The 12,470-nt window shown below is 58.9% G+C and carries 8 protein-coding genes; 2 read left to right on the top strand and 6 right to left on the bottom strand.

Annotated elements, in window-relative coordinates; genetic code table 11:
* Positions 1-80: 80 nt before the first annotated feature.
* The 5 genes from M1E17_RS15700 to M1E17_RS15680 all read right to left on the bottom strand — a co-directional run bounded on the left by M1E17_RS15700 (position 81) and on the right by M1E17_RS15680 (position 9,391).
* On the bottom strand, positions 81-1,004 hold the full coding sequence (locus M1E17_RS15700) for a glycosyltransferase family 2 protein (RefSeq protein ID WP_457962899.1): 924 nt from the start codon (positions 1,002-1,004) through the stop codon (positions 81-83).
* A gap of 46 nt (positions 1,005-1,050) precedes the next feature.
* On the bottom strand, positions 1,051-1,545 hold the full coding sequence (locus M1E17_RS15695; protein WP_457962898.1) for a GtrA family protein: 495 nt from the start codon (positions 1,543-1,545) through the stop codon (positions 1,051-1,053).
* 3 nt (positions 1,546-1,548) lie between these two features.
* Entirely contained in the window at positions 1,549-3,198 is a 1,650-nt protein-coding gene (locus M1E17_RS15690; RefSeq protein ID WP_457962897.1) for a DUF2142 domain-containing protein, read from the bottom strand.
* 199 nt (positions 3,199-3,397) lie between these two features.
* Positions 3,398-5,707: a GH25 family lysozyme gene (locus M1E17_RS15685; RefSeq protein WP_457962896.1), complete on the bottom strand. Its 2,310-nt coding sequence runs from the start codon at positions 5,705-5,707 to the stop codon at positions 3,398-3,400.
* Positions 5,708-6,265: 558 nt separating this feature from the next.
* Complete coding sequence (locus M1E17_RS15680) at positions 6,266-9,391, bottom strand: chitobiase/beta-hexosaminidase C-terminal domain-containing protein (RefSeq protein WP_457962895.1); 3,126 nt, start codon at positions 9,389-9,391, stop codon at positions 6,266-6,268.
* A gap of 229 nt (positions 9,392-9,620) precedes the next feature.
* Between M1E17_RS15680 and M1E17_RS15675 the strand changes: the two genes are divergently transcribed.
* A complete protein-coding gene (locus tag M1E17_RS15675) occupies positions 9,621-10,349 on the top strand; it encodes a hypothetical protein (protein ID WP_457962894.1) in 729 nt (242 codons plus the stop codon).
* Between the two features lie 262 nt (positions 10,350-10,611).
* Positions 10,612-10,956, top strand: coding sequence for a hypothetical protein (locus M1E17_RS15670; protein WP_457962893.1), 345 nt, complete (start codon positions 10,612-10,614; stop codon positions 10,954-10,956).
* Positions 10,957-11,038: 82 nt separating this feature from the next.
* On the opposite strand, the gene M1E17_RS15665 is transcribed toward M1E17_RS15670, so the two are convergent.
* The gene (locus M1E17_RS15665; protein ID WP_457962892.1) at positions 11,039-12,385 is read right to left on the bottom strand and encodes a hypothetical protein; all 1,347 of its coding nucleotides are present in this window, start codon (positions 12,383-12,385) and stop codon (positions 11,039-11,041) included.
* Positions 12,386-12,470 lie beyond the last annotated feature (85 nt).

The raw sequence follows: 12,470 nt of genomic DNA, 5'->3' as shown, positions 1-12,470 counted from the left end.
AAGCGGCAAGTTCCACCCAGTCAACGAGTGGGAACAGCATAAAAAAGGAGGCCCGGGCTGCAGCCCGGGCCTCCTTTCGCTTAGCGGCTTGTCCTGCCGTGCTTTCGAATGTGGGGGAGACTTGGCGCAGAGGGGCTGGCTTGTATGTCGAGCTGCAGTGCACTAATCAGCAGTTGAGTTCCAAGCATCAACGGCAAAGCGGCAAGCATCACGGTGGCCGCTGTTGCCACTGTGCTGGAAAGAATCTGGAAGCAGACCCAAATGCTGATGATGGCTCCCACTCCAAACAGAGCCATTCCCAGGAAGAGCATGAGTGCAACAGGGGAGAAGGACCACAGAACATACCGGTACCAAATCCGCTTCCAGAATCCGGTCCCCAGCATATGCAGCAGTTCCGGCACAACTTTGCTCAGCCTGATGCTGGACACTTCCTCGCCGTACACCGCAGGGATGGGAACATCGATGGCGGGAACCTGCAGGATGTTCAGGTTCAGGAGCATGTCGTTCTCGAAGCTGTAGCGCTTGGAAATGGTCTCCAACGGCAAACGTTGCAGAATCTCCGTCCGCACCGCTGTATAACCGTTTTGCGGATCAAAAAGGTGCCAGTAACCCGAGGCAAGTTTGGTCATGAAAGACAGGAGGATGTTGCCAAAAATACGGTACCGGGGCATCCCTGAGAAAGAGCCTGCTGAAAAAAACCGATTCGCCTTGGCGAATCCGTAGCCGTCGTCCACGACCTTCTCCAGGAGATCCGGAAGGTAGGCGGGGTCCATCTGGGCATCGCCGGCCATGACGACGTTTACATCGGCGCCGAGCTCCATGGCTTTTCGGTGACCGGTAATAATGGCACCTCCAACACCCTGGTTGACGTCGTGACGAATGAGCTCCACCCGCGGGTCTGCCATTGCACGCACTGCATGGGAAGTGTTATCCGGGCTGCAATCGTCAACGATGACAATGTGGTCCACATAGTCGGGCATGGTTTCAATGACTTGCCCGATCATTCTCTCCTCTTTATAAGCAGGAACGACTGCAGCGATTCGGGCGCCGTTATACATTGTTGATGGGATCCTTTCGATTGTCTTCCTCGACATGGTCCCCCGACGGCTGCTTGCCTCCGAATACCCAATGCTTGTAGAGGAAATAGTTCCATACAGTGGTCGCCGCAGTGGAAACCACTTTTGCGCCGCCATAACCCAGGCCGGTAAGGGACAAAAGTTGCACGATGATGACGGTTGCTACCGTGTTGGCGCCTACCAGGAGGGTATAACGGCCGAGGCTGACGTGTGTTCGGTGGGCTGAATCAAAGGCAAAGAGTTTTTGTACTGTGTAGCTGAAGGCGAAGCTGAGCAGAAACGCGGTGGCCGCGGCCACCGCGAGGTTCCACTGGAAGACTTCCCGGAAGAGAACAAGCAGACCAAAATCGACAAGAAATGACAGGCCGCCAAAAAACAGGTATCTGAAGGCACTGTGATTGATGGCCAGCCGCACGGGGTGGGTCGTCTTTGGCTGCGCAACGGTTCTGTCCTGTTGATGGTTGTGCATAGTCTAGGCGTCCTGTCCGCGTGATACGCGCAGACCCCGTCTTGTTTCGGGGACTGGCTCCGTGGTACCCGCGACTGGGTGAGGTTTACCCGCGAGTGGCTCACTAGTACCCGCGACTGGTTCAGTGGTGCTACCTGCAACTGGCAGGTCATCCACGCTATTAATGTGGCGCTTGAGAAGCGCCGCGGCAATGACCGACGTAGCGGAGAAAATAAGCACCACTGCGACGATTCCAAGCGGCGGTTGCCATTTGGGGGCTTCAAGCATTTCAGCCCAGCGAATGTCGAGTGAAAGGCCGGTCGTGTACCGGCGGAGCACCCATACAAAGGTGAATATTTGCGCAAATATGGCGATGTTGATAAGAGTGTTGAGGGCCTGTCGGCCTGGTGCCGGGATAGCGCCGGTCAGCGACCTGTCCATTGCCACACCGGCGAATAGCATAAACGGAACGAAGATGGCCAGGATGTAGCGCCCCTGCCAGATGATTCCCTGCTCGGAAATGATTTGGGCTTGAAGCACTATGGGAAGCGCAATCAGACTGAATGCCAACAGCAGGGCGGCTACCCGAGCGCGTCCCCGGGTATACAACAGGACAGCGAGAGTGACAACGAAAATGATCGCCATCCACAGGGCAAGGACGGCTAGGGGAGCGTCGAGTTCCAGCCAACCGAATTGACCGATCCATCCGATCATGTGGTTGAAAATTTTATCGAACATTATTTCTGCGCCGTCTGCTGGCTCCATACCGGCGCCCTCAAATGGTTTGCTGCTGAGGCTGTCATGCCGGATGATCCATCGAACAGCGAACGCGCACGCGAGAGCAATGACTCCGGCACCGGCGAGGACTGCGGGGGTCTTGACCAAATGTTTCAGTTGGACGGCTGTTGCAGTGAGCATCACTGCTACGACAACTATTAATAGCCAAAGCATGGAAAGTGCCTTGGTATTGGCAAGCAGCGAAGCGGCAGCCGTGGTGACTGCTATTGGCAGAATTGGCAGCCTCCCCGATGAAGACTTCTCCAGAAGCAGGAGCAGATTCGCAGCTATGGCAGCGGTTGTCGCATATTCGAGGCTATTCGGGTTAACCGATCCATTGAGAAATAGGATCATTGGGGTAATCGCGGCCGACAGCGTGATAAGTGCCCACTTATTGCGACGCAATTGGCTTACCGCACCAAATGCTGCTGCAAGAAAGAAACAGCTCAAGAGGGCGCTGACGAAACGCATCACATAGACCCCAGGAAATCCTGACGTGGCCAGCGATGGCAATCCGACTATTGCGTAGTAAACGGGGTTATAGAGTCCCGCAGTGGTGAGCGCCTGGACCGTATCGTCGTGTCCTCCGTCGAGGGGCGGCGCACAGGTCGGCGTGCTGGTCAAGTCCCTCGCGAAACAGGACATGGCGTCTACGTATCGGATGTAACGCGGAACGTCGACAGCCAGCAGCGGCCCATCGGTGCCGATTTGTATGCCACCCAATTGGCCGCGGGCGACGGCGGCAGCTTTGGTGATATGGGCCGGCTCGTCCGGGACCGAAGCAATGGGCGAAGCGAAGGCCCACGACCAGCTCAAGAAGAGCAAGACCAGGAAAGACGGCAAAAACCAGGATCTGCCTTGGGCCGCGCGGAAACGGGTCATCCGGGCAGAGATCACTGAAGAAGCCTCCTGTTGTTTTATGTCTTTGAGCCAAAGGCTCCTGAGTGAACTCACCCGGTGTGCAATTCTACAGCAGAAGGAACGCTGCGCAGGCTAATTAGTGCCCCGGCCGCTGTCCCTGGCCTGGGTTCAATGGCACTCTTACCGGCAGGAGCTGACCGGATTGAGGCGGCCAGGGAGGAGGGAGCGCTTCAGGTTAGGGCCAGCGTGCAGATCCGGCAATAGTCAAAGGCGTCCAGCCGGAACCGATTGTGACCGGTGACCGCCACGTGCCGCCGACGACAGGATAATAGGCGAGTATGCCGTTTTTGAATCTGACGGTGAGACCGGCGGTGCCCGCACCCTTGAACCCCAGAGTTGACGTGGCGGCGTCCACAGCGTCCCAACCGCTGCCCACTTGCCTCCGGTTTTCGTTCAGAAAGTTGGAGGCTCCATCCGTGCGGTAGAGGAGCAGTTGCCCGTTGGAGTTTCGGGCAATTAGGTCTTGGTTGCCGTCGCCGTCAAAGTCGAACATGGTGATGTCGAGCCCGCTCCAACCCCAGCCAATGGGAACTGCGGCCTTCAGGGCATCCGCGCTCCCGCGGGCATACAGCAGAAGGTCGCCGTTTCCCGATTTTGCGACTATGACGGGCCTGCGATCCTTGCTGTTCCAGGGGCCGACTGTCAGAGTCTTGTCCTGGAGGCCAGTGGCCAGTCCGACAGGTGTTGAGTATCCGCCTCCTGCCAGTCCCTTATACAGAGTGACGTTGCCGTTTTTCCATTGGGCCAACAGGTCCAGTTTCCCGTCCATGTCCCAATCAGTGCTGAAAATGGCTTGAACGTTTGTCCACCCGGTGCCGGCCGTCCGCCCGGAAATGAGCGCGCCGCCGTCGGCAGGATAGAGCATCAGCTTTCCTTCAGCCGTGATGCCCATTGTGTCGGCAGGTGTGGCCCATGGAAGAGGTCCGGTCTGGTCACCCGAGCCAAAGATCAGCAGGGGGTTCCATCCGGTGCCGATAGTAGAAGCCTGTCCCCAGGCCCCTTGTCCGAACGGAAAATACTGCAGGGCTCCTCCGTCGCGGCGTACGACGAGGCCACGTGATCCATTTCCGGTGAAGCCGCTACTTAGCGAAACCGCAGTGATGGCCTTCCACCCCGTTCCCACCACAGCCCGTGATTCGGCAATGAACGCACCGCCGCCGTTTGAGCGATAGAGCTTCATTTCACCGGCACCGGTCTGGGCCAGGATGTCCTGCTTGCCGTCGCCATCGAAGTCCAGCATGGTGATGTTGATGTTTCCCCAGCCAGTCCCGGAAACGACTCCAGCCTGCAACGCGTCACCCGACCTCGGGTAATAGAGAAGTTCTCCCGTGGGTCTCCGTGCCATGACACCGGGACGGGAGTCGGTCGTCCGCCAAGCGCCGAGAGTGATGACGTTTTCTTGAAAGCCCTGGCCAACCCGGATTGGAGACGAAAACCCTCCAGCGGCCAGCCCCTTGTAGACGAGGAGGTCCCCGCTATTCCATTGCGAAAAGATGTCGCGGATGCCGTCGCCATCCCAGTCGGTGGTCGTGGCAGACCTCAGATTAGTCCAGCCCGTGCCGATGGTTCGTGGTGAACGGAGGCCGCCTGCGCCATTCGAAACATAGTTCAACAGGTTGCCTGATGCGTCAGCGGCGAGAACGTCCGCGTCGGACTTTATCGACGGTCCGCTTGGCCAGGAGTCACCTATGGCAGCGAATTCCCTCAGTTGGGTCATGCTGCCATTCCAGACGTTCGAATCGCCGGCGAACGGCCCGGTGCTGCTGTATTGCCAGATGCTGTAGGTGCTCCAGCTTGAGGGAATGGCGCCGGCATTGTTGGTTGGCGCCGACGGGTAGGCTGCCACCCATAACGGGTAGTCGCCGAAACCGGCAGGATCGCCGAGGCACTGCTTCCACCAGTTTGTGTTGGTGTAGATAACCGGCAGGCGGCCTGTCAGTGACAGCATGGTGCTGCCGAATTCGCGGACCCAAGAGACCAGCTGTGTTGGAGACATGTCATAGCAGGTGTTGCCGAAGTAGAACCCGTTGATGGTTCTGCCCGCATAGGGGTTGAACTCAAAGTCGAGTACCGGAGGCATGGTGTAACCGTCTGGGGACCATCCGCCGCCGTTCTGCACGAAGAAGCGGGCCTGGTCTGAAGCCGAGGAACCGTTCGGGATGGCAAAATGGTAGGCGCCACGGATCATCCCGACATTGCGCGATCCTTGATACTGGGAGTTGAAGTAGTCGTTGGTGAAGTAGCTTCCTTCGGTGGCTTTGACGTAGGCGAACCTTGCGCCCATATTCCACTGATGCTGCCAGTCCACGCTGGGCTGGTGGCCGCTTACGTCCAGTCCCTGGACGCCAAAGGTGGGCATCCAGGTACCTTCGGTTGACAGGGATTCGGTGCTGAGTTTCCTCGAGGAGCCAGAGGGATCGGACGCGGTCACCCTGGCGGAGCGTTGGCCCATCTCCGCTCCACCCTCGCCGACAGCTTCAGCCATCGATTCCTTCGTGGGTGTTGAGATGGGAGCAGCCTGTGTGGCAGCCGTTGCCGGCTGCTCCTTCGGCAGTGTCGGAGGGATTGTGGCCGGCGCCGATGCCGACGGGACTGAAGAGGGCGTAGGACCGGGATCCGCCGTGGACGCCGGGGTGGCTGTTGGTGTCGGACTGGGCACGACGGCGAGCGCAGTTCCTGCCAGTCCGGGTCCTGCCGCAAGGGACACGGCCAAGGCGGCGGTCCCCAGAAGCCGCAGAAGGGGACGATGGCTGATCGAGTGGTTCCGCATCATATTGGCTCCGGTGACAATGAGGCGCTACCCAAAGCGCAACGTCAGGGTTGCAGTTCCAGTGAATTCCACAAAGGAGAGACTGAACTGGGTTATCGGGACTTAATGCGCTCACACTAGCACCGGAGTTACCAGTGAAACCAGTGATTCTACTGTTACCGTTGTGAAAGATGCGACACTGTTATCGCTTCTACACCCGAACGAAAATACGAGCGGCAGCCGGCAGCGGATGCTTCAAACTCAGAGGCGTCAACGCGCGTATTCCATAGCCGTCTAAGGGATCAGGTAGCCATTCCAGCCTGAACCGATTTGGCTCCTGGACAACCATCCCGCCGCACCGTTTCCGGGGTAGAGCCACAGCCGGCCAGCTGAATCGCGTGCCAAAACGTCAGGTTTTCCATCGCCGCTGAAGTCGCCGGGGCCCAGGATGGCGCTCATGGCGTTCCATCCGTTGCCCACTTGTTGCCGGGCGAGCCAGCCACCCCTTCCATTGCCCGCGTAAAGATAGAGGTTCCCTCCGGATTCCCGCGCCAGTACATCGTTGAAGCCGTCACCATTAAAGTCACCCGGGCTAAAGACGAAGGTCATGACGTTCCAGCCGTTACCCACTTGAATGCGGTTCAGGAAACCTCCAGAGCCGTTTCCGGGATAAAGCCAAAGGGCACCGCCACCGTCCCGTGCCAGGACGTCTGCCTTGCCGTTGCCGTCAAAGTCGCCGGGCGAGAGAATTACGGACATCCCATTCCACCCTTCACCGTTCTTGACCCTGGGCTGCCAACCGCCTGCGCCGTTGCCGCCGTACAGCCACAAAACTCCGCTGGTGTCCCGGGCCAGCACGTCACTGCGGCCGTCACCGTTGAAATCGGGAGTCGGCACTATGGCCGACATGGCGTTCCAGCCAGTGCCGGTGGAGATGCGGTTAAGGAAACCGCTTGACCCAGTGCCAGGATAGATCCACAGGGTACCCCCGCTGTCCCGGGCAATGACATCCGCCTTGGTGTCGCTGTTGTAGTCCTTCCAAAGTCCGGAAACGGGAGGAATAACCGTATACGCCTGGGTTCCTACCAGTGACGCATTGTTGGAGGCATCAACCGCAAGGTATTTGAGCGTCATCGAGCCGGTGAGGGTAATAGGGCTGGTGTACTTCGTGCTGCCGGTCGACGGCGTAGAACCATTCGTTGTGTAGTAGATCGTTGAGGCCTCATTGGCAGTCAGTGTGATCTGCTGCCCGGACGGGTAGGTACCGGCGGCCGGCGAGACCGTCACCTCAGGGGGCGTCGCATCAAGCACGTAGGTCTGCTGCCCCACGCCAGAGACGTTCGATGCCGAGTCGACCCCCAGATACTTGATCGTCATTGACGTTCCGAGCAGAATGGGGTCTGCATAACGGGTGCTGGCGGCCGTGGGTGTGGATCCGTCAGTTGTGTAGTAAATGGATGCAGGCTCGTTCGCCGACAGGGTTATAGTCGTACCGGGTCCGTAGGTCCCAGCCTGCGGCGAGGCCGTCACCAGAGGCGGAACGGTGTCAGCGGCCTGGACTGTGAACTTACGCGTGGCTAGGCTCTTGTTTCCCGCGACGTCCGACACCTCCACATCAACTTGGTGCTGCCCGTTCGCCAGGCCGCTATACGCCTTGGGGGAAGTGCAGGCTGACAAAGCGCTGCCATCCAGACTGCACCTGAATGCTGCGACGTCAGCTGATGTCGACGAGAACTGCACGGACATTGAATCCGTGACAGTTGCCCCTTCGGCAGGCTCCGTGATGGTGACAACCGGGGGCGTCAGGTCGACGGTGACATTGACAGTCGCGGCCGCGCTCACGTTCCCAGCCGCGTCAACAGCCTTCACGTGGAGTGTCGCTGGCCCCTCCTTCGTCAAAGCGAACGGCTGGCCTGAGGCACAAGCCAGGAAGCTGGAGTCCGCCGTTGAATCCACAGAGCAACGCAGCGAACTTCCAGTTTCGAATGTGGCGGCGAGTATGGGATTGCCGGTAACGACCTGGCCTGCGGTTGGGGCGGTAATGGCTGGTATGGCAGGAGGAACGGTGTCGATCCGGAACTCACGGGTCGCGGCGATGCCAGGAATGGGACGAACAGCGAAGGAATAAGAGCCATCCGCCTGGGATGACGAAGGGGTGTAGCTTCCGGAAGTGCAATCCTGCCACGCGGGAATCTGACCTGCTGCCGTTAGGCTGCATTCCATCTGGCTACCTGCCGGAACAGTTCCTACCGTGAAGGTTGGTGTCGGATCGTTGGTGAACCCGGGGTCTGCGGCCTGCGTGCCATCTGCCGCGGTGGGGCCTGTGAGGATCTGGGCCGCCGTATTTGACAAGAGGTAGAGCTTTCCCTGACCTGCAGGCTTACTCGCGTCCAACTGGCCGGAGTCGTCCATGACCAGGAGTTTCCCGGCTTTCATGCCGAGGCCGCCCACCATGCTGAATCCCAACGCCCATTGTGATTCAACGACACCCGTCTGCAGATTGATACGGGCAACTGTGTCGCCGCCTGCGCTTGCCGCAGATGTGCCTCCGGCAGTTCCCGTATAGAGCATCTTGGTAGCACTATCGAAATGGACTCGCGCTGGCTTCCCAACGTTGTAGGAGGCAAAGGGAACGTAGTCAGTAAGGCTTCCGTCCGGTGGAGCTGTAAAAGTAGTCAGTCCTGTGGTCTCGGCCACAAAGACGGTGACTCTTCCCTGGCTATTGAAAGTAGCAGCGGACAGACCCAAGGCGGCTGAGTTGACCGAAGCAATCGATTCGATACTTGGTTGATTCCCGGCCGGTCTGGTGATCTTAACAATCGACCGCGCCCTCGCGAACGAGAGGTAAATGTTGTTGTCCGGACCCGCGCTCGCAGCATTCGGCCTCAGATCGCCGTCGAATACAGTGAGCTGGTTGAAGTATTCGAACTTGCCCGTGGCTGGATTCCACTTGGCGCGGATCAGTTCGGCGCTACCCGGGGCGGCGTCCGGAATGAACGCGATTTCATCTCCGCTTCCCGGGGACTTGGGTGTTGGGTCGAGTAGAGCCGGACTCCCTGCCAGCGCTGGCCCTTTTCCACGCTCGGGCAAGTTGCCTCCGAGGCAGGTCTTTGCTGCCGGATCCGTTGATGTCAGTGGGTGCTCGATCCTGCCGGCCGTACTGCCCGAGGCTTCAAGGACGCGACAAAAACCTGCCTTGGCATCAGATATCCAGATTCTGCCGGCAGGATCCTGAACCGATCCTGAGGGAGCGGTAAGACCAACAGCCACGGTGTGGCGCGTCTGGTCTGCCGTTGCCGGTGCAGAAAAAAACACCCCGGTCAGTACCGCCGCCGCGATGCCAAGCGAAGCAATAGATGCCGTAATCCGATGCCGTCGAAGTCCCCATCCGACGCCGCTCCCGGAGCGGTATTCCCTCATGAGCTGAATGCTAAACCGGTTGGGAGGCTAAGTGAACAAGTAGTAGTACTCATATATACCTCCTAACAACGGCGGGGGGATCCGAGTGTTCTGGTTCCTCACAAGACCCCCGGCACCCCATCGGAAGCCTCTTCGGACAGGCACCTGTTTCGATTCCTATCAATACTGGCCAGCCGCCTTCTTGTTGACCCTTCAGCGACGTCGGTCGATGATGGAACAGGAGGCCAGTGTGAAAAAGTTCTTGTTAATGGGGACGTTGGGGCTTCTCCTCATTGGTTGCTCCGTGAACCCGCCATCCATCCAGCCAGAAAGCTCGCCCGCGCCGGCTAAAACGCCCGATGGACTTTCCAGTGAACCGGAACAGCGGCTGGCTTTCTTTTGCACGAGTCTTGATAACTCGCCGGATGTTCAGCTCTCAAGCCTTGAAGAGGTGTGGGCGGCAAGCAACTACTTGCGGATGGAGTCGTGTGACGTCACCTACGTGGGCCCGCAACCCTTCCAGCCCACGGCCGACGAAGCAGCTGCCATCGAGATCGCGAATTCAGGTAGCACTGACGGTTCGGACGGGCTGGAAGCCTATTTGACCGCCGTCGAACTCTGCACCCGGGTCAGCGATGAAACAGCTCCAGGCGGCTTTGCCGACAGCCCGAAAGAAATTGTGCGGGCGGCCGCGCGGATTTGTCCTGATGGCCCGCAAGGGAAAATCATCCAGGCGTGGGCCGACGGCACCCGCATAGGTGATGGCCGGCATGTCGTGGGGGAGTCCATGGAGCCAGGAACCTATGTCCTCCAGAAGAGGAAAACGGCTGCTGACGGAGAGTGCACCTGGACTGTTGCCGGAGCGGACGGGGCCGTTATCGATCAGGGAGGGACTTCGTCGGAGCCAGATGAAGTGAGCTTGGAAAATCGAGTAGTACTTACTAGTGACAATTGCGGAATTTGGGAGAAAATTGACTAACTCGGCCTAAACCGGCCGTATCGGAATTGCATGCGGAGCTGGGGAGCATCCCAAAGAAGTTGGGGGCTCCACTGTGGATATCCGCAGGCGAACCGTCGTTCAGTTGGCTCTCGCCACATTCGTGCTGAGTAGCTGTTCGACAGCGAACCATCAAAAGGCCGTCCCGGCGGATCCGTCGGCACGGGACCGGACCGAGGCTGCGGAAGGCACTCCGCCGGAAAAGCCTGAGCCAATCGTGCGATATCAGTTCGATTGTTCTGACATGGACGGGCAGAAGATTGGCTTATTTTCCAGCCTGGATGAGGTATGGGCCTCAACCAGGTATATGCGGATAACGAATTGCGACGTCGCCTACGTAGGTGGAACTCCACATATTCTCACCCCAGAGGAGGAGCCGGCGGTGCAAGTGGCACTTGCGGCCGGAGCGCCGGCTGAAGATAAACCTGCATTATTCCTGCGCATTTTGAAGGCGTCTACTCGAACGAACCCAAGGGAGTTGGAGGCCCGTTTGCCAGAGATCGGAGTTCCAGTCGTCAAGGGTGCGCTGGCGTTTGCCCCCCTGGCGCCGCAAGCCATCCTGCTGGAGCGGTGGCTCCAAAAAGCCTGAAACGTCGATACACTCGGGACGCAACTCCCGAGATCTCAGGGCTGGGCGGGCAAGGCCCTTGGGGCTTCACCCTCTGTCAGGACTAGCCCAGCATGGCGTTCATTGCGTTGATCACGGTGGCTTCCACCCCATTGCTGCCGCCCTTGAAATGGGCCAGGTGCCCGTAAACAGTCATCGACCCGCCAGCAATGCCCGGGTGATCTGGATCCCATCCGCCTTCGTAGCTCCCATAAGGCATATAGGGGGGAAAGAACTCATTGCTGGGTATATAACAGCAGGATTCGTTGGCATAGCCCCCAACTATGATGCCGTTCGCGCCGCCATGCCCTGCTCGGAAGTAGGCACCATAACCACTGACAAGCTCCCCGCCAATCATTGCGATCTTCAATTGGGGGTTACCCGATAGCTTCCACACCTGGAAGGGCGAAGGGACGGAGGTGGGGAGGTTGTTGCTGTCGATCCTTGCGATCATTCCCTGCGCGTGTCTTTGGTACCAGCTTGGCTGCCCTTCGGGATTGCCAAGCCGTGCAACGAACGCTGCACGGACGCCGGCGAGATTTGCCGCGGTAAGAGTGATGTCGAGGGGGAGCTGTACTTCCTGATAATAGGTCAGCAGGGGGCCAGCTATCGTTCGGCCTGGGCTGGACATGGCCGAACTTACCGTGGCCCCCAAAGCGTTCCCCTGCTGGTCCCGTAGTGCCCAGCCGCGGGCTCCAAGTGGATCCTGATCCCCTGATGCACCCTGAAGGAAGAGGGCGAAGCAGCCTGCTGTTTGATTTTCGAGGTAATTGCATGCGGCGGACGGAAAGTCGCCGTCGAACAGCGTGCGCCATCCGGCGCTTACGGGATGGCATGCATAACTGAAAATGACAGCGCGCGGAACCCCATTGCTGCGCCGGGCTACAAGGATCGGAACGGCAGTCTCCGTGTATGGCAATCCAACTCTGTTAGCCGCAAAATTCTGGCTTGCAACTTTGTAGTCAAGGGTGACGGCTGTCCGCGGAGCCGCCAGGGCTGTCTGGACCAGAGACACGATCTTGTCCTCCAGGGCGGCACAGTAGCTCTTGATCAACGTGAGGTCTGACATGCCATAGGAAATGTAAGGCTGAAGGGAGTCGATGAGTGCGGGGCCGTTGTGGGTATGCGTTGCCTGCATAAGAATCTCACTGCTGTGCCAGCCAGCGAGAGCCAGAATGCGGGCGCGGAGTCTCTGGTGCATCGCACGGGGGAACGCAAGGACATCCGCGCTCAATATGAGGTGGGGGTATGTGTCTTCCCAAAGGACGATGGCCCGCGCATACAACGGCTGGTACGGCGTGCTGCTGGTTGCGATCCGTCCTCCGTCTACTGTTCCGTAGCCGGCCATGTAAGGATTCGTGCTGAGAGTCGGCGTGATGTCGACCCTGGCTGTTGCAACGCTGAACGCCATGGCTAAATCGCTCCCTATGTCGGCGCTCCGGGTGGACGATGGTCCTTCTCGTCAGGATCAGGATCCAAGGTGCGCGACCAGTACG

Source organism: Arthrobacter sp. D1-29 (genome assembly GCF_054130585.1).
The sequence above is the reverse complement of the archived record's forward strand: the minus strand, read 5'-3'. Positions and strand labels throughout refer to the sequence as shown.